Origin of the sequence: Roseateles chitinivorans, assembly GCF_050632235.1 — a bacterium.
GTDB lineage: Bacteria > Pseudomonadota > Gammaproteobacteria > Burkholderiales > Burkholderiaceae_C > Roseateles > Roseateles chitinivorans_A.
This window is the reverse complement of sequence record NZ_CP192584.1, coordinates 4,378,347-4,396,300: the sequence shown is the minus strand read 5'-3', so window position 1 is coordinate 4,396,300 and position 17,954 is coordinate 4,378,347. Positions and strand designations below refer to the sequence as shown.

Genomic DNA, 17,954 nt, shown 5'->3' with positions numbered 1-17,954 from the left:
AGGAAGCGCGCATGAGGAAGTCCACATGAGGAAGTCCCGATGAGGAAGTCCCGATGAGGAAGTCCCGATGAGCCCGATGCATTTCGAGGCGACCTACGGCCCGCTGTGGGACGCCTTCGCCTCCGAACTCGCGCTCGCCAGACAAGGCAAGAGCGCGGATGGCGCGCTGCTCGCGTCGCAGTACCGCCGCGTCTGCGAGCACCTGGCGCTGGCGCAGTCGCGCGCTTATCCGATCCACCTGGTGGCGCGGCTCGAGACGCTGACGCAGGACGCGCACCAGCTGATCTACCGCCGCCAGGACTACGGGCTGCGCCAGCTGTCGCAGCTGCTGCGCGTGGACCTGCCGCGCGCCGTCCGTGCGCAGGGACGCTTCGTGCTGGCGGCGCTGGCGCTGTTCGTCGTGCCGCTGGTCGCGGCCTTCCTGCTGGCGTGGTCGGGTCCCGACTTCGCGCTCCGGATGCTGGACGCCGCCCAGTTGCGCAACTACGAGGCGATGTACGGCGACGGCAAGCAGGTGCTGGGCCGTCTGCGCGAGGCCGGCGACGACTGGCAGATGTTCGGCATCTACATCTTCCACAACGTGGGCATCGGCTTCCGCTGCTTCGGCGCCGGCATCCTGGCGGGCGTCGGCAGCGCCTTCGTGCTGCTCTACAACGGGCTGGTGATCGGCGCGGTCGCGGGCCACCTGCAACGCGTCGGCCTGGGGCACAACTTCTGGCCTTTCGTCGCCACGCATTCGGCCTTCGAGCTGACCGGCATCGTGCTGTCCGGCGCGGCCGGACTGCGCATGGGCCTGGGCTGGCTGGCGCCCGGACGGCAGGGCCGGCTCGAGGCGCTGGGCGCCTCCGCGCGCGCGTCCGTGCCGGTCGTGTACGCGGCCTTCTTCCTGCTGCTGGTGGCCGCGGCCTTCGAGGCCTTCTGGTCCTCCGCGGCCTGGATCGCGCCGGGCGTCAAGTACGGCGTGGCGGCCGTGTGCTGGATCCTGGTGGTCCTGTGGCTGGGCCTGATGGGCCGGGAGCGTCGCCATGCGGGTTGACGGCCTGGCCCTCGTCCTGCGTCCGCGCAGCCAGGCCGAGGCCTGCGACCTCGGGCTGGCGCTGGTGCGGTCGCAGGCGGCGTCGATCTGGCGCTGCTTCACGCCGCTGCTGCTGGCCGTCGCGGTGCTGGCGATGTGCACCGTGGAGCTGGGCGGCGGCGTGCCCGTCCTGATCCTCTTCTGCCTCAAGCCGTGGCTGGACCGCAGCCTGCTGTTCGTGATGTCGCGCGCCGTCTTCGGCGAGGCGACGCGCTGGAGCGACCTGTGGCGCGCGCGCCGCCAGGTCTTCGGCGGGCAGTTCCTGCGCACGGTGCTGTGGCGGCGGTTCTCGCCGTGGCGCGCCTACACGCAGCCGATCGAGCAGCTCGAAGGCCAGCGCGGCGCCGCACGCCGCCAGCGCGCCAAGCTGATGCTCAACGACAACCGCGGTGCCGCCACGGCGCTGCAGACCGCGTTCGCGCATGCGGAAGGGGTGCTCAGCTACGCGCTGATCGCGCTCGTCTGGTGGTTCGCGCCGGAGAACCGCAACGCCGACGTGCTGGACTGGTTCTTCCGCCCCGAGGCGCACGCGGCCGGCCAGCTGGGGCTGGACCTCGCGGTCGCGTCGGCCTATGCGCTGGTGGTGCTGTTCCTGGAGCCGTTCTACGTCGCGGCGGGATTCGCCATGTACCTGAACCGGCGCGTGGTCCTCGAGGCCTGGGACATCGAGCAGGAGTTCCGCCGTGCGTTCGCGTGAGGGGCTGTTCGTGGCCATGATCCTGGCGTGCGGCAACGCCGCCGCCGACGACGCCGCCGGGCGCCAGCCGGCGCCCGGGCCGGCGAAGGCCGCCGCCTCGGCGATCGATGCCGAGGCCGTGTGGCAGGCCGAGCGCGAGGTCCGCGCCGATCCGCTGTGGGCCGGCGACGAGAAGAAGAAGGTCCTGCGCCTCAAGAAGAAGACGGACGAGGAGAAGAAGCCGGACGAGGACAAGGCGGACAAGAATTCGCGCTGGTGGATCGACCTGTTCAAGAACCTGTCGTCCGGCCTGCGCGTGGCCCTGTGGCTGATCGGCGCCGCGGCGCTGATCTGGGTGCTGCTGCGCCTGCGGGACTGGCTCCAGGGCCAGGAGGGCGGGCGCGCGCTGAAGGCCGCGCTGCCGACCCATGTCGGGACGCTGGACATCCGCCCGGAGAGCCTGCCGGACGACATCGGCGCCGCCGCGCGCGCGCTCTGGCGGGGCGGCGAGCAGCGGGCCGCGCTGTCGCTGCTGTACCGCGGCGCGCTGTCGCGGCTCGTGCACGGGCACGGCGTGCCGATCCGCTCGGCCAGCACCGAGCGCGAATGCCTGGTCCTGGCGGCGGCGCGCGTGTCGCCGTCCGCGCTGGACTACCTGTCGCGCCTGGTCTCGGGCTGGCAGTCGGTGGCCTATGCGCAGCGTGAGTTGCCGGCGGACCGCTTCGAGGCCCTGTGCGCCGACTTCGAGTCGCGCATGGCGGCCGGCCCGGCCGCGGGCCCCGCGACAACGAACGCGCCAGGGAGCGCGACATGACGCGCGAACGCCTGTTCCTCGTGCTGGCCGCGCTGGTGCTGATCGCCGCCGGCTGGTGGCTCTCGAACAACACCGAGTGGGTGGAAGAGGACGTCCCCCGCCCGGCCACCGGCGAGGCCCGGGACAACCCGGTCTACGCGTTCGAACAGATCCTGCGCAAGCTCGGCATGCACGCCGAACACCACGAGCAGCTCGACCGGATGCCGCCGGAAGGCGCGCGGCTGGTGCTGCTGTCGCCGGACTGGGCCCTGGTGCCGGAACGCGCCGAGCAGATGCGCGCATGGGTCGAGCGCGGCGGTCATCTGGTGCTGCTGCAGGAGACGGGCTGGGACGACACGCGCCTGGAGGCCTGGGTGCCCGTGTTCGCCGCCGATGTCTCCGAGAAGGTCAAGCGTGCGCGGGCGGCGGCGGATGCCGCCGCGAAGGCGAAGCCGCCAGCCACACGCGGACGCGCCGCGTCGGCTGCCCACGAGGACGCCGGGAACGAGGGCGACCACATCGACCACGATCACGATGAGGACGAGGACGACGATGAGCAGGGCGACGCCGCCTTCTCCGAGCCGCCGGTCTTCGGAGAGGTCGAGTCGCTCGACCTCTGCAGCCAGTTCGGCTGGAGCAAGCGCCTGAAGGCCAAGCCCGGGCGCCAGGCGGACTGGACGCTCACGCAGGACTTCGGTCAGCAACTGATCCGCGTGGGTCAGGGGCGAGGCAGCGTGACGGTGCTCAACGCCGGCCCCGCGCTCTTCCAGGGCCGCATGCCTTTCGGCTGCGACCTCTCGCTGCTGCTGGCCGCCACGGTGCAGGCCGATCGCGGCGCCACGGTCTGGATCTACCTGAACGAGAAGCGCGAGCCGCTGACGCCGTGGTTGTGGCACACCGGCTGGATCGCCATCGTGCTGGGCGGGATGGCGCTGGCCGCCGCGTTGTGGCGGTCGGCGGTGCGCTTCGGCCCGCGCCTGGCCGCGCCGCCGCGGCTGCGCCGCTCGATCTCGGAGCAGGTGCGCGGCATGGGGGCCTACCTGCATCGCCACGGCCGCGACGCCTTGCTCGGCGCACAGCAGCGCGCGCTCGAGGACGCGGCGACCCGCCTCGTGCGCGGCTATGCCCGCCTGCCGCTGGCCGATCGCGTGCACGCGATCGCGGCGGCGACCGGTGTCGCGCAGGACGACCTGTACACGGCGATGGCCTCGAAGTTCTGCACCCGGGCGGAGCTGCCCGCGCGCCTGCAGCTGCTCGAGACCGCGCGCCGGCTGCTGCTCCGCCGCCCGTGATCCACGCCCGGACCGCCCCTGAATCGCATCCGCATCGCCTCCACGACGAAAGACCTTCGCAATGATCAAGCCCGAGGAACTCAAACTCGCCACGCACTGGCTGCAGGTGCTGCGCAACGAAGTCGGCAAGGCCGTGGTCGGCCAGCCGGAGGCGGTCGAGCAGATGCTCGTCGCCGTGGTGGCCTCCGGCCACGTGCTGGTCGAGGGCGTGCCGGGGCTGGGCAAGACGCTGCTGGCGCGCGCGCTGGCGCAGGCGCTGCAGCTGAAGTACGCGCGGGTGCAGTTCACGCCCGACCTGATGCCGGCGGACGTCATCGGCCACAGCGTGCTGGACGACACGGGCGCCGGCCTGGGCCAGCTGCGCGTGCGCAAGGGCCCGGTGTTCACGAACCTGCTGCTGGCCGACGAGATCAACCGCGCGCCCGCCAAGACGCAGAGCGCCCTGCTCGAGGTGATGCAGGAGTACCAGGCCACGCTGGAAGGCGAGAGCCTGGGCCTGCCGCGGCCCTTCATCGTGATGGCCACCCAGAACCCGGTGGACACCGAGGGCACCTACCCGCTGCCCGAGGCGCAGCTCGACCGCTTCCTGCTGCAGATCCGCATCGGCTACCCGACGCATGACGAGGAGACGGCCATCGTGCAGCTGGTGACGGCGCACCGCGCGGGGCACGAGCTGCCGCTGGAGGTCGTGCAGCCGGTGCTGGACGACGTGCAGGTGCTGGAGTTGCAGCGCCTGGCCAGCCTCGTGCATGTGGACGCCAAGGTCATCGACTACGCGGTGCGCGTGGTCCGGGTGACGCGCAACTGGCCGGGCCTGGAGTTCGGCGCGGGACCGCGCGCGAGCGTGGCGCTGATCCGCGCGGCACGGGCCGTCGCGCTGATCGAGGGCCGCGACTTCGTGACGCCGGACGACGTCGCCAAGCAGGCGCTGGCGGTGCTGCGCCACCGCGTGACGATGGCGCCGGACGCCCAGATCGAAGGGCGCGACCTCGACGAGATCCTGGCTGCCGCGCTGGAGAGCGTGGAGGCGCCGCGGCTCTGATGGACACCGTGCGTCGCGTCGTCCTGCCCACCCGGGCCAGCATCGCGGTGCTGGCCGGCCTGGCCGTGGCCGCGGCCATCGCGTTGATGGCCGGTGCGCCGCTCGCGGTCGTGGCGCCCACGGGCGGCGCGCTGCTCGGCCTGTTCCTGCTCGCGGCCGGCGTCGACCTGTGGCGCAGCCTGCGACTGTGGCGGCGCAGCGGCGTGCGCATCGAGCGCCGCCTGCCCGCGGCCTTCGCCATCGGCGCGTCGACCGAGCTGAAGCTCGACCTCGTCAACGCCGGCGAGCTGGTCTGGCGGACGAAGGTCTTCGACGAGCTCGATCCGATCTTCGATTTCGAGGGCCTGCCGCGCACGCTCACGCTCGCCGCGCAGAGCCGCAGCCGCGTGAGCTTCCGCGTCACGGCGCGACAGCGCGGCGTCGCGCGGCTGGGTCGCACCCAACTGCTGTGGCGCACCCGGGCGGGCTGCTTCGAGGTGCGTGAGCTTGTCGGCGAAGCGAGCGATCTGCGCGTCTATCCGAATTTCGCCGCGCTGGCGCGTTACGCCTGGCTGTCCGGCGACCGGCGCCTGGCGCAGATCGGCATCAAGACCTTCATCCAGCGCGGGCAGGGCACCGACTTCCGCCAGCTCGCGGAATACAAGCGCGGCGATCCGCTGCGGCATCTCGACGTGAAGGCCTCGCTGCGGCATCGCAAGCCAGTGGTGCGCGAGTTCCAGGACGAGCGCGACCAGTGCGTGATGTTCCTGCTCGACTGCGGCCGGCGCATGCGCGCGGACGAGCAGTCGGCCGGCATCGGCGAGACCAGCCACTTCGACGACGCGCTGGACGCGCTGATGCTGCTGGCCTACGTCGCGCTGTCGGAGGGCGACGAGGTCGGCGCGATGACCTTCGGCAACGAGGAAGGCCAGGGCCGGGACTGCGCGCCGCGCAAGGGCATGGGCACGCTCAACGTGCTGATGAACAAGATGCACGACCTACAGCCGGGCGGGCACCATTCCGACTACCTGGCCGCGGCGGAGGCCTTGTCGCACCGCCTGCGCCGGCGCTCGCTGGTGATCGTGCTGACCAACTTCCGCGACGAGGACTCGCCCGAGCTGCAGCCCGCGCTGCGCCTGCTGCGCCGCCGTCACCTGGTGCTGCTGGCGAGCCTGCGCGAGACCGCGCTGGGCCGCATCGCCGGGCAGCCGATCGCGGGGGCGGAGGACGCGGTCGCGGTCGCGAGCGCGCACCTGCTGTCGCAGGCCCGCCATGACGCCTTCGCCCGCGTGGTCGACCACGACCGCCTGTCCATCGACGTCGAGCCGCGCCAGCTGGCGTCGACCCTGGTCAACCGGTACCACCAGGTCAAGCGGGCCGGACTGCTGTGAGCGGCCGCGTCGACGTGGACAACGCATTCAATTCAACGAAGGAGGGAAACCATGACTGAACAGACCTTGAATCAATACGCCGCGCCGAGGGCGCATGTGGCCGACGTGGCCTCGTCCGAAGGCCCTGGGGAACTCAAGCTCTTCTCGTCCGAAGGCCGCATCGGACGTCTGCGCTACCTGGCCTACGCGATGGGCGCTTCGCTCGTGCACACGGCCGTGGCCCTGGGCCTGACGCTCGTGCTGGGCACATCGACGGCCGCCATGATCGTCAGCCTCGCGTTGATCGGCGTGGTGATGTGGTTCAGCGTCATCATCGGCATCAAGCGCTGCCACGACATGGACATCAGCGGCTGGTGGACGGTGACGGTCATCATCCCGCTGATCGCGCTGCTGTGGATCTTCATCCCGGGCACCAAGGGCGCGAACCGCTTCGGCGCGCCGCCCCCGCCCAACACCTGGGGCGTGCGCATCCTGGCCCTGCTGCTGCCGTTCTTCTTCGTGCTGGGCATCGTCGCGGCAGTCGCGCTGCCGGCCTACAAGGGCTACACCGACAAGGCCCGCGCCGCCAAGGCCGCGCAGCAGGCCCAGCAGGTGCAGCCCGTCCAGCAGCCCTGAGCGACGCCGGCTCCGGGCGGATCTCGCGCATCGGCCGTGACGCCGGTGCGCGCTCCGCGGAGCGGGATTGCCCGCGGCCGGTCAACGGGAGGGAGGGCGCGTCCGTTGCCCCTCCCAGGTTGACCTGTCCCGAGACCGGGACCGCTGCGGGAGCAAGACATGACAAGAGGCGATCAACGCCGCCGGGCCTCTCGCCGCCTGGCATGGGGCGCAGCATTGCTGGCGGCCGGGACGGCCGTCCAGGCGCAGTCGCTGCGTTGCAGCGAGGGCGGCGTGCGCGAGGGTGACTCCCGGGTCTTCCTGCTGCGCGCCTGCGGCCAGCCGGCCATCGCCGACTCCTACTGCGCGCGGGTGCTGGTGCCGCCCGCACCGGTCGTCCAGTACTACCCGGGTCAGGTCCAGCCGGTGCAACCGGTGCAGCCGGTCCCGCAGGTGGCCTGCGTGATGACGGACGAGTGGCTCTACGAGCGCGGCGACGGCTACCTGCCGGCGGTGATCCGGATCCGCGAGGGGCGGATCATCTCGATCCGCTTCGGCGAGCAGGGAAAGTCGGAGCCGCGCTGAAGGCGTGATCAGCCGGGCGCCCGGTCCCGACGCGTCCTTCGCCAGCGCGAGACGCCGGCGAGCAGCGCGACGCCGGCCAGCATCGACGCATAGGTGGCGGGTTCAGGCACGACGACGGACATCGCCCAGATGCCTGGGGAGTTCATCAGTCCGCCGGTCTCGGCATAGGCGGTTTCATAGCCGCCGTCGAGCAGGTCGCGACCCCGCGACGTCGACAGCGTGAGCCAGCCCATGCGTCCGGTCGGATAGAAGGTCTGGGTGCTGATCGACAGGTCCCAGTTGCTGGGCTGGTTCAGGAAGTTGAAGTCGGACATCGAGAGGCTGCCCGAAAAGCCCGGCTGGGGGCAGCCGCCGCAATCGAACGGCGGTGGGAAGGGATAGCTCAGCGTGGCGGTGGGGCCGAAGGGATCCGGGCTTGTCATCGAAATGCTGAAGCTGAGCACGTCCCCCAGCCCGATGCGGCTGCCGAGCGGCGCGTTCGTGGTGACCACGGCGTTGATGGACACCAGGCTGAACGAGCGCCCGCCGGTCGGATCGCCGACCGGCGCCCAGGGGTCCTCGTAGGTCCTCGTGAAGAGGTTGCCGGTGTAGGTGTACTGGTAGTACTCGGCGGCTGCCGGGGCCGAGGCCAGCGCGAGCAGCGCGGCGATTCCCAGGGCAGCGGCGAGCGGGACCTTCGCCATCGGGGGGAGCGCATGGGGGTTCTCCTTGAATGTCGTATCGGTCTCGAGGACCGATGCAACACTAATCCTGCGCGCGGTCGCGGATCGGCCGCGGCGACCCTGGATTCATGGACGCCGGAGCCGGCGGTAGGCCGGCGGCGTCATCCAAAAGCGGGGCAGGGCGGGCATGCCGCATGCCAGCGGCCGCGACCGGCGGCGGTCCGGCGGCGGTCCGGCGGCGGTGGTGCGGTTCCGGCGCCTCTGGCGCGAGGTGCCTGTCCCGGACGGGGCATGCGCGGCGTCTCGCATGCGGCTACCCTGGCGGCTCCACGGATTCCATTCACGCCATGACGACCGACGCCTGCCACCAACTCCGCCGAAGCCTCCTCGACCTCCACCGCGCGCTGGTCGAGCTGGAGCGCGGCGATTACCAGAAGACCCACGGTCCGCAGAGCGCGGGCGAGTTCCTCCAGGTCATGGCCTTCGGCGAGGAGATGAAGTGGCTGGAGCCGCTCAGCCGCCTGATCACGATGCTGGACGAGGCCATCGACGGCACGGCGGATGCGAAGGAGACGCCGCTGCCGGTGGCCCAGCGCCTGCGCGGACTGCTCAGCCTTGACCGCGACAGCGCGGATCCGTTCATGAAGCGGTACGCGGAACGCTTCGACCAATCGCCGGAACTCGTGAATGCGCATGCGGGCGCGATCGCGGCGTTGAAGGCGGTGGGGACGGTGTCGCCGGGGTGAGCGGCGGCATTGCACTCGGGAGCGCCGACCAATCGGGATCGTGCCGCTGTCGGAGAGTCTCAGTCCGCATTCAGAGTCGGGTGCTACGGCCGCAGCATCGCATCGCTCGCGCTCTATGATTCTGCGGATCTTTGCCTGGCACGATTTGATCGTCCCCCCAAGTCCATGCGCATCGTCCTTCGACTTCTCCTGGCAGTGCTCTGCACGGCGGTCCTGCTCGTCGTGTCGTCGCCCTTGTGGCTGTATGCCTTGGGACTGTCCTTGATCGAAGGACGCCCTGAGCGGCCGGCTGCGATGGCGAGCGCCGAAGATCAGGCGCGTGCCTGGCAGCTGGCTGGCGGGCATGGCGCCCCAGTCATCGAATCAACGAATCCCTATCAGCTCGTGCTGGATCTCTGGCGAGAGACGGACACCCGGCCCGAAGAGCGCGTCGCGATGTGGGTCTCCGGCGACTACGTCATTGATCATCGGAAAGGAAAAAATGGGATGTTGGGGTGGCACCTCTCGAGTGCGGCGCTCTCGATCTGGCTGGCCCGGAACTGGTCTACCGAGGAACTGCTGACCGCCGCGTCACGATCGCCCCGCGTCCAGCGGGGTTGGAATACAAGGCGCGTCGAGCCCGCGAGCGGGCGAGCAACGACTGACCCCTTGATGATCGAGCTCCAGTCCGGAGATGTGCTCTGGATCGATGCGGCCGGATGGTCGTCTGTCAAGGAACGCCGCCTGCCGTGACCCGGCATGACGGCTGCCCATCCCCTCTCATCAAGAAGCGCGACTTCCCCGTCGAGCACGTCCGCCGCTACTTGGAGCCCGGCCCGATCGTCCTCGTAAGTTCGCACTGGCGCGGCCGGGACAACGTGATGACGATGGGCTGGCACCTCGTCATGGAGTTCTCGCCGTCGCTCATCGGCTGCGTGATCTCGTCGGCGAACCACAGTCACGACATGATCCGGCGCAGCCGCGAATGCGTGATCAACCTGCCGACCACCGCGCTGACCGACACCGTCGTGCGCATCGGCAACTGCACCGGTGCCGAGGTCGACAAGTTCGAGACCTTCGGCTTGACGAGGCAGCCCGCCTCGCAGGTCCAGGCGCCGCTGATCGGCGAGTGCCACGCGAGCTTCGAATGCCGGCTGCATGACACCCGGATGATCAAGCGTTACGACCTCTTCGTCTTCGAAGTCGTGCAGGCCCACGTGGCCGCACGGCCGAAGCATCCCGAGACGCTGCACTACACCGGCGACGGGACCTTCGTCGTCGCGGGCGAGGTGATCAGCCGTCGCGCCCTGTTCAGGCCGGGCATGCTGTGAGGCGAGACGCCATCGGCGCCATCGCGGCCACTTCATGCTGACCTCACCGACGCCACGCAGACTCCGCGTCCTCCGTCGCATCGGTGAATTCAATGAGGGTTCTGCGTGTCATCGTTGGTTGTGTGTTCGTCGCCCTGTTGCTGCATCGTGGCTGCGCGTTCGTCGAGGCGTCCTGGTTCCGAAGCCTGATGCCCGAGTCCCTGGAAGCCGGCGAGGCCGTGGTGGTTCGTGACGTGGGTGCCATTCGCGAGGGATGCGGCGTGGCGATCTTCAAGCTGGGCGACGGGGCCTTGGCACGGATCGAATCGGAGGGCCTGGCGTACCTCGGCGACCAGTGGACGGAGACGCCGTATGTCGATGGCGGACCTGGATCGGGGAGCTGGATGACGGGCATGAACGAGGGCTGCGGTGATCTGCCGGACGAGATGCGCTCGCAGGTGTCGGACGCGCTGGCGTCGCCGGGTGCCTATTACCGGGTGGGCCACGAGAAGGGCTACATCGTCATCCCCCGCCTGGGCTGGGCGATCCTGTCCTTCTTCGGGTAAGTCTCCAGAAAGACCACCGCGCCGACCATGCTCGCGGCTCCATTTCCGGAGCGGGAGCATCTCATGTCGTCCATCCCTGGCCCCTTCGGCGCTTTCCGCAGCGCTTCCCTTGGCGTTTCCCTTCGCAATCCCCGCCGCCTGCCGGTGCTGCTCGTCGTGTCGGGCGTGCTGCTGGCGGGTTGCGCCACGCCGCAGAACCCCGATCCCATCGAGTCCGTGAACCGCAAGACCTTCGCCCTCAACGAGGGGCTCGACAAGGTCGTGCTCAAGCCGGTGGCCACCGCCTACAAGGCAGTCGTGCCCACGCCGGTGCGCAGCGGCGTCACCAACTTCTTCTCCAACCTGGGCGATCCCTGGTCCGGCGCCAACCTGCTGCTGCAGGGGCGCTTCAAGGACGGGATGTCCGACTTCGCCCGCTTCGGCACCAACACGACCGTCGGCCTGCTGGGCTTCATGGACGTGGCCACCGGCTGGGGCATGCCGCGCCACGGTGACGGCTTCAGCGACACGCTGGGCGTCTGGGGCGTCGGCGGCGGTGCCTACGTCGTGCTGCCGCTGTTCGGACCCTCCGACCTGCGAAGCACCGCATCCATTCCGGTCAACAGCTACGGCAGCCTGACCGGACAGCTGGAAGACGCGGGCGCGCGCAACGCGTTCACCATCGTCGGCATGGTCGACAAGCGCGCCAACCTGCTCGACGTGACGAAGATGGTCGACGAGGTGGCGCTCGACAAGTACCTGTTCGTGCGCGATGCCTATCTGCAGCGGCGCGCGCAGCGGGAGGCAGATCGTTCGGGCGCGCCGCGTGTCGAGGGCGACGAACCGAAATCCGAGACCGTGGAGCGTGAGAAGACCAAGCTCTGATTCCAGGCCGAGGTGCCGTCGCGACCCTCACTCCTCGCCTTCTCCCGCAAGCGGGAGAGGGAATAGGACGATCGGCGGCGCGCCGCCCCTTGCCGCTTGCTGGCGAGGGCAGTGGTGACGCTCGTCGAGCGGCTCAAGCCGTGATCGCCTCCAGCATCTGCAACACCGCGAAGATCATCCCCATCAGCGCGCTCAGCAGGCTGGAGTTCAGGACGAACTTCAGGGTCTTGTAGGTGCGGCGGCGCTCGGCCTTCATCTTCATCGAGCGCTCGCGCAGCGGCGACAGGCGCGCGAAGAGCGCGCTGTACAGCCCCCGGCGGTCCTCGGCCGTGTTGGGCACCACCGTGCCGCTCGCGATGACGCGATAGGCCGCATGGATGAGCCGGCCCAGCGCGTTCATCGGACGGTCCACGTCGCACATCAGGATCAGCCGCGGCCGGTCGGTCCCGTTGTGCGCGCTGTGGGGATAGGTCTCGTCGAAGATGAAGTCCCGGCCGTCGGTCCAGGCGCAGTCCACGACGTCCACCTGGATGCGGCACGCCGGATCGTTCGGCGTCTGCAGTCCCAAGTGGTACCGCAGCGAGCAGGCCATCGGGTCGGCGTGCAGCGACAGCTCGGCGCCCGCGGGCAGGATCGAGAACATCGCCCCGCGGATCTGCGGCACCTGCGCCAGCAGGGCCGTCGTGCGCGGGCACAGCCGCTGCGCCGAGCGATGCGTCGTGCCGTACCACTTCAGGTAGAACTTGCTCCAGCCGCGCTTGTAGAAGGTGCGGAATCCGACGTCGTAGTAACCCGCGGAGCCTTCCGCCTTCGCCGCCTCGAAGGCGCCGGCCGCCTCCAGCGCTAGCGCCTCGTCGCGCATCACCTGCCAGTGGTCGCGCAGCAGCTGGATGTTGCGGAGGTAGTCGGCGTCGAGGACCGGCTGGCGGGCGTGGGCCCGCGTCGTCATGTACATCAGGCAGTTGAGCGGCGCGAACACGGGCCAGCTCTTGCGCAGGTACTGGGTGAAGCTGTCGTAGCGGCGCTGGCCGCGCCAGCGGTAGACGTAGGCGATGCAGGCGGCGAAGTACGCCGTCACGGCCAGCAGGCCGAGGATGCTGAAGTTCATGGAGGTCTTTATCGGGGTCGCTGGACCCAGGTGAGCGCATCGTCGACGGCCTTGTACACCACCGGGATGACGAGCAGGCTGAGGACGGTGGAGGTGATCAGCCCGCCGATGACGACGATGGCCATCGGCACGCGGAAGCTGGGATCGCCGACGTAACCCATCGCCACCGGCAGCATGCCGGCGCCCATCGCGATCGTGGTCATGACGATGGGCCGGGCGCGCTTGCGGCACGCGTCGAGGATGGCCTCGTGGCGGTCCATGCCGTGATCGCGCCGCGCGATCACGATGTAGTCGACCAGCAGGATCGAGTTCTTGGTCGCCACGCCCATCAGCATGATCAGCCCGATCATCGAGGGCATCGACAGCGTCGAGCCGGCCAGGAACAGCGCCAGCATCGCTCCCGGCACCGACAGCACCAGCGCGACCAGGATGGTCAGCGGCTGGACGAAGTTGTTGAGCAGCAGCGCCAGCACCATGTAGATGCAGAGCACCCCCGTCAGCATCGCCATGCCGAAGCCGGAGGCCATCTCTTCCATGTCCTCGGCCTCGCCGAGCGCGCCCAGCGTGACGCCGCGCGGCAGCTGCTGGAGCGCCGGCAGCGCCAGCACCTCGCGCTCGATGTCGCCGAGCGGGCGTCCGTTGGCCTCGACGTCGAGGGTCACCGTGCGCTGGCGGTCCTGGCGCCGGATCTCCGACGGCCCGCTGCCGAAGTCCAGCGCGGCCACGTGCTCGAGCGGCACCGGTCCTCGCGCGCCGGGCACCGGCAGGCGCCGGATCGTGTCCAGGTCCTCGCGCGCGGCATCGCTCAATCGCACCATCACGGGCACCTGGCGCTCGCTCAGGTTGAGCTTGGCGAGCGACTGCGCGTAGTCGCCCATCGTCGCGACCCGCAAGGTCTCGGCGATGGCGGCTGAGGTCACGCCGAGGTCGCCCGCCCGCGCGAAGTCCGGCCGCACCCGCAGCTCCGGCCGCGCGACGCTGGCGGTGGAACTCACCGCGCCCAGGCCGGGCAGGGTGCGCAGCTCGCGCTCGACCTGCGCGGCATGGCGCTCGAGCGTCTCGGCGTCGTCGCCGGCCAGCGTCAGCTGGTAGCTCGCGCCGGACCCGCCTCGGCCGACCTTCACGCGCACGCCCGGCAGCACCGACAGGCGCTCGCGCAGCTGTGCCTCGATCTGCTGCTGGTCGAGGCCGTCCTCGCGGTCTGCGCGGGGCGTCAGCTGCAGCGTCAGCACCGCGGTGCGGACGTTGGCCGCGCCGCCTTCGTCGTCGCCCGGCCCGCTGCCGCCCGAGCCCGCGACGCCGATCACCGTGAACACCGAATGCACATGACGGTGCCTGGCGAGCAGCGTGCGGGCGCGTTCGGCCATCGCCACCGTGGCCGGCAGCTTGCCGCCGGGCGGCATCGTCAGCGTGACCTGCGTCTGGACGCCATCATCCGGCGGGATGAAGGTCGTCGGCAGCAGGAAGGCCAGCCCGATGCCGCCGGCGAAGAACGCCGTGGCCCCCAGCGCGGTGATCGCGCGATGGCGCAGGCACCAGCGCGCCGCCGCGAGGTAGACGCGGATCCAGCCGGGCTCCTTCGGGTGGGGGCGCTGGAAGGCGCGCAGCAGGTAGGCCGCCATCATCGGCGTCAGCAGCCGCGCGACCAGCAGCGAGAACAGCACCGCGCCCGCCGCCGTCCAGCCGAACTGGACGAAGAATTTGCCGACGGTACCGCTCATGAAGGCCGTCGGCAGGAACACCGCCACCAGCGTGAAGGTCGTGGCGATCACCGCCAGGCCGATCTCGTCGGCCGCCTCCATCGCCGCCTGGTACGGCGTCTTGCCCATCAGCAGGTGGCGCTCGATGTTCTCGATCTCGACGATGGCGTCGTCGACCAGCACGCCGACCACCAGCGACAGCGACAACAGCGTCACCGTGTTGAGCGTGAAGCCCATCCCCTGCATCAGCGCGAAGGTCGGGATCACCGACAGCGGCAGTGCCACCGCCGCGACGAAGGTCGCGCGCCAGTCGCGCAGGAACAGGAACACCACCAGCACCGCGAGTGCTGCGCCCTCGAGCAGCAGCCGCATCGATCCCTCGTAGTTCTCGATGATCTCGCCGGTGAAGTCGACCGCCTCGACGAAGCGCAGGTCGGGCCGGCGCGCCTGCAGGCCGGCGACAGCGCGTCGCACGCCCTCGGCCACCTGCAGTTCCCCGAAGCCGCGCGCGCGGACGATCTCGAAGCCGACGACGGGCGAGCCGTCCAGCAGCGCGGCGGCGCGGGCCTCGGAGGCCGTATCGGTCACCGTCGCGACCTGGCCGATGCGCAGGCGCCGGCCGTCGGTGAGCGACAGCTCGATCGCGGCGATGTCCTCGGCCGTCCGCACCGTGGCGATCGTGCGCACCGACTGCTCGACGCCGCCGAGGTCCACGCGCCCGCCCGACGCCTCCTGCTGCATCTCGCGCAGCTGGCGCGAGATCTCGGCCGCGGTCGTGTTCAGCGCGAGCAGGCGCTGGGGATCGAGCTCGACCCGCACCTCGCGCTCCAGGCCGCCGACGCGGTTCACCGCGCCGACGCCGGGCACGGCGAGCAGCGCGCGGCTGACCTCGTTGTCGACGATCCAGGACAGCGCCTCGGCATCGAGCTGCGGCGCCGCGACGGTGAAGGTCAGGATCGCCGAACCGACGATCTCGACCTTCCTGACGACCGGATCACGCAGGTCGGCGGGCAGGTCGGCGCGCACCCGCGCGACCGCGTCGCGGACGTCGTCGATGGCCTGGTCGGTGGGCTTCTCCAGCCGGAACTCGACGGCGATCTCGGCCGAGCCGTCGGTCAGCGTCGTCTGGAGGTGCTTGACGCCCTGGACCGTCGCCAGCGAGTTCTCGATCTTGCGCGCGACCTCCGTCTCCATCTGCGACGGCGACGCGCCGGGCAGCGAGGCGGAGACGGAGACGCGCGGCACGTCGATGTCGGGGAAGTTCTGGACGGACAGCGCCGAGAAGGCTATCAGCCCCAGCGCCGTCAGCAGCACGAAGAGCAGGATCGCGGGCGAGGGATGGCGGATGGACCACGAGGAGACGTTGAAGCTCATCGCGCGCCCTCGACGAGGCGGACCAGGTCGTTGTCGCCGAGGAAGGCGCCGCCGGAGGCGACGACGCGATCGGCAGGCGCCAGGCCCTCCAGGATCTCGACCAGGTCCGCGGTCTGCCGGCCGACGCGCACGCGCGCCTGAGCGACGCGGTCGCGGGCGTCGATCCGCATCACCTGATGCCGGCCGTCGCGCAGCTGCACGGCGCTGCGCGGGAGCACCATGGCGGCGCTGCTGCCGAGCTCGAAATCGCCGTGCGCGTAGGTGCCGGCGCGGGCCGCGTGGTGGCGCGGCAGGTCGACGTACACCAGGCCGTTGCGCGTCAGCGTGTCGACCGAGGGCGCGATCATGCGCACGCGGCCCTCGACCGCGTCGCCGTTGACCAGCGTGACGCGGACCCGTTGCCCCGGCTTGACCTGGACGAGGTCGGGGGCGGCGATCTCCGCGCGCCATTCGACGCGGCCGCCGCGGATCATCCGGAACAGCTCCTGTCCCGCCGGCACGACCGATCCCACCGTCGCGGCGCGCGCGGAGATGATGCCGTCGTCGGGGGCGAGCACCCGGGTGTGCGTCAGGCGCAGCGACTGGCTCTGCTCGACGGCGCGGGCCGCGTCGAGGCGCGCCTGCGCCGACCGCGCGGCGGCCTCGTACTGCTGGATCTGCTGCGTCGACATCGCGCCGCTCTCCCGCAGCGCCTGCCCGCGCTGCGCGTTGGCGGCCGCTTCCGCGAGCGCCACCTCCGCCTGCGCGACTTCGGCGCGGCGCTGTGCGAGCTCGGCGTTCACCGTGTCGGCGGAGAAGGTCGCCAGCACCTGACCGCGCCGGACCTCGTCGCCGACGTTCACGGTCACCGCGGTGAGGCGCAGGCCGTTGGCCTCGGAGCCGATCAGCGCTTCCTGCCACGCGCTGACGTTGCCGTTGGCGGACAGCCGGATCGGCAGCGTGGCGGGGCGCAGGCGCGTCGCGGTGACCGCGAGCGCGGGGGTCTCGGCGTGAGCGGCCGCGGGCCGGTCCGCCGCCGAGGACGGGCCGACGAACTTGACGAGCAGGGCGGCGCAGAGCAGCGCCGCGCCCGCGACGCAGAGCGTGAGCTTGAGGGAAGGGGTCATCATCGCGGAGCAGGTCGGAAGTGAGGGGGAGCGGCAGGCCCGGGAGCGACAGCCTCCGAGGTGGCCGGCTCCTGAGGGGGAGGGGCGCGACGGCGCCTGGGCCGCGACTGTCCCGTCGTCCGTCTTTCCGGCTCCTTACCGCCGGCCGGGGGTGGGGCCAGTCCTTGCCTGCCCGCTCCAGAGGGAAACAGTGGGTGTACGGTAAGGAGTCAGTAAGACGGCGGCACCGAGGATGCGGGCTCCAATCACCGCCCCATCCGGGAACTTCTCATGGCACCGCAGACACGATTCCTTCCGCAGGCACCCCGGGCGCTCGCTCGCGCCGTTTTTCTTCCGCAGCCGTCCTGTGCGTGTCGGCGCCGCTGTCCGCGTTCGCGGCGGGCCCGGGCGGCCCGGGCAGCTCTGGCGACAAGGACGGCGACTCGTCCTGGGGACTGGGCGTCGGCGCCGTGATCACGCAGAAGGCCTACACCGGCTACGACCGCGAAACCAAGGCGCTGCCGATGATCAGCTACGAGAACCGCTGGGTGAAGATCGCCGGCCCCGGCCTGACGGTCAAGCTGCCGAGCTGGAACATCGATCCGTCGCAGCGCGTCGACTTCGGCCTGGTGGCCAAGCTGGACCTGGGCGGCTACGAGCAGGACGACGCCCCCATCCTCAACGGCATGGCCGAGCGCAAGGGCGGCGTGTGGGCCGGCGCCAAGGCGGAATGGAAGACCGACCTGTTCGAGCTGGGCGGCGAGTGGACCGCCGACGCCTCGGGCCACAGCAAGGGCCAGAAATTCGCGGTGACGCTGGAGAAGACCTGGCGCCTGGGCCGTCAGGTGATGCTGACGCCGCGGCTGGGCGCCACCTGGGTCGACAAGAAGTACGTCGACTACTACTACGGCGTCCGCGCGAGCGAAGTCCGCGCGGACCGCGCGTTCTACCAGGGCAAGTCGACGACCAACGCCGAGGTGGGCCTGCGCACGATGTACCTGTTCAACCCGCACCACGCGATGTTCCTGGACCTCAGCGTCACGGCCCTGGGCAGCGCCATCAAGGACAGCCCGCTGGTCGACCGTTCGACGGAGAATCGCGTCTTCGTGGGCTACCAGTACCGCTTCTGATGC

Annotated in this window: 18 protein-coding genes; 14 read left to right on the top strand and 4 right to left on the bottom strand. The window is 70.6% G+C overall.

Annotation, left to right across the window (positions count from 1 at the left end):
* Nucleotides 1–67: 67 nt before the first annotated feature.
* From ACQ859_RS19920 to ACQ859_RS19885, 8 genes are all read left to right on the top strand, one after another.
* The gene (locus ACQ859_RS19920) at nucleotides 68–1,036 is read left to right on the top strand and encodes a stage II sporulation protein M (protein ID WP_431262402.1); all 969 of its coding nucleotides are present in this window, start codon (nucleotides 68–70) and stop codon (nucleotides 1,034–1,036) included.
* Nucleotides 1,026–1,772 (top strand): hypothetical protein, encoded by a 747-nt coding sequence (locus ACQ859_RS19915; RefSeq protein WP_431262401.1) that lies wholly within the window; start codon nucleotides 1,026–1,028, stop codon nucleotides 1,770–1,772. Before ACQ859_RS19920 ends, ACQ859_RS19915 begins: the two co-directional genes overlap by 11 nt.
* Nucleotides 1,759–2,565, top strand: a complete 807-nt coding sequence (locus tag ACQ859_RS19910; protein WP_431262400.1) for a DUF4129 domain-containing protein — start codon at nucleotides 1,759–1,761, stop codon at nucleotides 2,563–2,565. The genes ACQ859_RS19915 and ACQ859_RS19910 overlap by 14 nt, the downstream gene beginning before the upstream one ends.
* On the top strand, nucleotides 2,562–3,836 hold the full coding sequence (locus ACQ859_RS19905) for a DUF4350 domain-containing protein (protein WP_431262399.1): 1,275 nt from the start codon (nucleotides 2,562–2,564) through the stop codon (nucleotides 3,834–3,836). Before ACQ859_RS19910 ends, ACQ859_RS19905 begins: the two co-directional genes overlap by 4 nt.
* A 61-nt stretch (nucleotides 3,837–3,897) precedes the next feature.
* Nucleotides 3,898–4,878 (top strand): AAA family ATPase, encoded by a 981-nt coding sequence (locus ACQ859_RS19900; protein WP_431256905.1) that lies wholly within the window; start codon nucleotides 3,898–3,900, stop codon nucleotides 4,876–4,878.
* Nucleotides 4,878–6,248 carry a DUF58 domain-containing protein gene (locus ACQ859_RS19895; RefSeq protein ID WP_431262398.1) on the top strand — a complete coding sequence of 457 codons (1,371 nt, stop codon included), beginning with the start codon at nucleotides 4,878–4,880 and terminating at the stop codon, nucleotides 6,246–6,248. Before ACQ859_RS19900 ends, ACQ859_RS19895 begins: the two co-directional genes overlap by 1 nt.
* A gap of 51 nt (nucleotides 6,249–6,299) precedes the next feature.
* Nucleotides 6,300–6,863, top strand: a complete 564-nt coding sequence (locus ACQ859_RS19890) for a DUF805 domain-containing protein (protein WP_431262397.1) — start codon at nucleotides 6,300–6,302, stop codon at nucleotides 6,861–6,863.
* Nucleotides 6,864–7,022: 159 nt separating this feature from the next.
* Nucleotides 7,023–7,427, top strand: a complete 405-nt coding sequence (locus ACQ859_RS19885) for a DUF2845 domain-containing protein (protein ID WP_431262396.1) — start codon at nucleotides 7,023–7,025, stop codon at nucleotides 7,425–7,427.
* Between the two features lie 8 nt (nucleotides 7,428–7,435).
* On the opposite strand, the gene ACQ859_RS19880 is transcribed toward ACQ859_RS19885, so the two are convergent.
* Entirely contained in the window at nucleotides 7,436–8,110 is a 675-nt protein-coding gene (locus tag ACQ859_RS19880) for a PEP-CTERM sorting domain-containing protein (protein WP_431262395.1), read from the bottom strand.
* Between the two features lie 326 nt (nucleotides 8,111–8,436).
* On the opposite strand from ACQ859_RS19880, the gene ACQ859_RS19875 reads away from it, so the two are divergent.
* The 5 genes from ACQ859_RS19875 to ACQ859_RS19855 all read left to right on the top strand — a co-directional run bounded on the left by ACQ859_RS19875 (nucleotide 8,437) and on the right by ACQ859_RS19855 (nucleotide 11,554).
* Complete coding sequence (locus ACQ859_RS19875) at nucleotides 8,437–8,835, top strand: hypothetical protein (protein ID WP_431262394.1); 399 nt, start codon at nucleotides 8,437–8,439, stop codon at nucleotides 8,833–8,835.
* Nucleotides 8,836–9,000: 165 nt separating this feature from the next.
* Nucleotides 9,001–9,567, top strand: coding sequence for a hypothetical protein (locus ACQ859_RS19870; protein ID WP_431262393.1), 567 nt, complete (start codon nucleotides 9,001–9,003; stop codon nucleotides 9,565–9,567).
* Complete coding sequence (locus ACQ859_RS19865; protein WP_431262392.1) at nucleotides 9,564–10,145, top strand: flavin reductase family protein; 582 nt, start codon at nucleotides 9,564–9,566, stop codon at nucleotides 10,143–10,145. The genes ACQ859_RS19870 and ACQ859_RS19865 overlap by 4 nt, the downstream gene beginning before the upstream one ends.
* Before the next feature lie 188 nt (nucleotides 10,146–10,333).
* Nucleotides 10,334–10,690 (top strand): hypothetical protein, encoded by a 357-nt coding sequence (locus ACQ859_RS19860; protein ID WP_431262391.1) that lies wholly within the window; start codon nucleotides 10,334–10,336, stop codon nucleotides 10,688–10,690.
* A gap of 63 nt (nucleotides 10,691–10,753) precedes the next feature.
* Nucleotides 10,754–11,554, top strand: coding sequence for an MlaA family lipoprotein (locus ACQ859_RS19855; protein ID WP_431262390.1), 801 nt, complete (start codon nucleotides 10,754–10,756; stop codon nucleotides 11,552–11,554).
* A gap of 133 nt (nucleotides 11,555–11,687) precedes the next feature.
* Here ACQ859_RS19855 and ACQ859_RS19850 read toward each other — a convergent pair whose 3' ends face one another.
* Genes ACQ859_RS19850 through ACQ859_RS19840 form a run of 3 tightly spaced genes read right to left on the bottom strand, consistent with a single transcriptional unit; the run spans nucleotide 11,688 to nucleotide 16,845 of the window.
* Nucleotides 11,688–12,662, bottom strand: coding sequence for an aspartyl/asparaginyl beta-hydroxylase domain-containing protein (locus ACQ859_RS19850; RefSeq protein WP_431262389.1), 975 nt, complete (start codon nucleotides 12,660–12,662; stop codon nucleotides 11,688–11,690).
* A gap of 8 nt (nucleotides 12,663–12,670) precedes the next feature.
* Nucleotides 12,671–15,736 carry an efflux RND transporter permease subunit gene (locus ACQ859_RS19845; protein WP_431262388.1) on the bottom strand — a complete coding sequence of 1,022 codons (3,066 nt, stop codon included), beginning with the start codon at nucleotides 15,734–15,736 and terminating at the stop codon, nucleotides 12,671–12,673.
* Complete coding sequence (locus tag ACQ859_RS19840; RefSeq protein WP_431262387.1) at nucleotides 15,733–16,845, bottom strand: efflux RND transporter periplasmic adaptor subunit; 1,113 nt, start codon at nucleotides 16,843–16,845, stop codon at nucleotides 15,733–15,735. Before ACQ859_RS19840 ends, ACQ859_RS19845 begins: the two co-directional genes overlap by 4 nt.
* A 347-nt stretch (nucleotides 16,846–17,192) precedes the next feature.
* Between ACQ859_RS19840 and ACQ859_RS19835 the strand changes: the two genes are divergently transcribed.
* On the top strand, nucleotides 17,193–17,951 hold the full coding sequence (locus ACQ859_RS19835) for a MipA/OmpV family protein (protein ID WP_431262386.1): 759 nt from the start codon (nucleotides 17,193–17,195) through the stop codon (nucleotides 17,949–17,951).
* The last annotated feature ends 3 nt before the right edge of the window (nucleotides 17,952–17,954 follow it).

What these genes read in the sequence shown, in the direction of transcription:
- ACQ859_RS19920 (WP_431262402.1), top strand. Translation starts at nt 68, where the DNA reads ATGAGCCCGATGCATTTCGAGGCGACCTACGGCCCGCTGTGGGACGCC.
- ACQ859_RS19915 (WP_431262401.1), top strand. Translation starts at nt 1,026, where the DNA reads ATGCGGGTTGACGGCCTGGCCCTCGTCCTGCGTCCGCGCAGCCAGGCC.
- ACQ859_RS19905 (WP_431262399.1), top strand. Translation starts at nt 2,562, where the DNA reads ATGACGCGCGAACGCCTGTTCCTCGTGCTGGCCGCGCTGGTGCTGATC.
- ACQ859_RS19900 (WP_431256905.1), top strand. Translation starts at nt 3,898, where the DNA reads ATGATCAAGCCCGAGGAACTCAAACTCGCCACGCACTGGCTGCAGGTG.
- ACQ859_RS19895 (WP_431262398.1), top strand. Translation starts at nt 4,878, where the DNA reads ATGGACACCGTGCGTCGCGTCGTCCTGCCCACCCGGGCCAGCATCGCG.
- ACQ859_RS19890 (WP_431262397.1), top strand. Translation starts at nt 6,300, where the DNA reads ATGACTGAACAGACCTTGAATCAATACGCCGCGCCGAGGGCGCATGTG.
- ACQ859_RS19885 (WP_431262396.1), top strand. Translation starts at nt 7,023, where the DNA reads ATGACAAGAGGCGATCAACGCCGCCGGGCCTCTCGCCGCCTGGCATGG.
- ACQ859_RS19880 (WP_431262395.1), bottom strand. Translation starts at nt 8,110, where the DNA reads ATGGCGAAGGTCCCGCTCGCCGCTGCCCTGGGAATCGCCGCGCTGCTC.
- ACQ859_RS19875 (WP_431262394.1), top strand. Translation starts at nt 8,437, where the DNA reads ATGACGACCGACGCCTGCCACCAACTCCGCCGAAGCCTCCTCGACCTC.
- ACQ859_RS19870 (WP_431262393.1), top strand. Translation starts at nt 9,001, where the DNA reads ATGCGCATCGTCCTTCGACTTCTCCTGGCAGTGCTCTGCACGGCGGTC.
- ACQ859_RS19860 (WP_431262391.1), top strand. Translation starts at nt 10,334, where the DNA reads ATGCCCGAGTCCCTGGAAGCCGGCGAGGCCGTGGTGGTTCGTGACGTG.
- ACQ859_RS19855 (WP_431262390.1), top strand. Translation starts at nt 10,754, where the DNA reads ATGTCGTCCATCCCTGGCCCCTTCGGCGCTTTCCGCAGCGCTTCCCTT.
- ACQ859_RS19850 (WP_431262389.1), bottom strand. Translation starts at nt 12,662, where the DNA reads ATGAACTTCAGCATCCTCGGCCTGCTGGCCGTGACGGCGTACTTCGCC.
- ACQ859_RS19845 (WP_431262388.1), bottom strand. Translation starts at nt 15,736, where the DNA reads ATGAGCTTCAACGTCTCCTCGTGGTCCATCCGCCATCCCTCGCCCGCG.
- ACQ859_RS19840 (WP_431262387.1), bottom strand. Translation starts at nt 16,845, where the DNA reads ATGATGACCCCTTCCCTCAAGCTCACGCTCTGCGTCGCGGGCGCGGCG.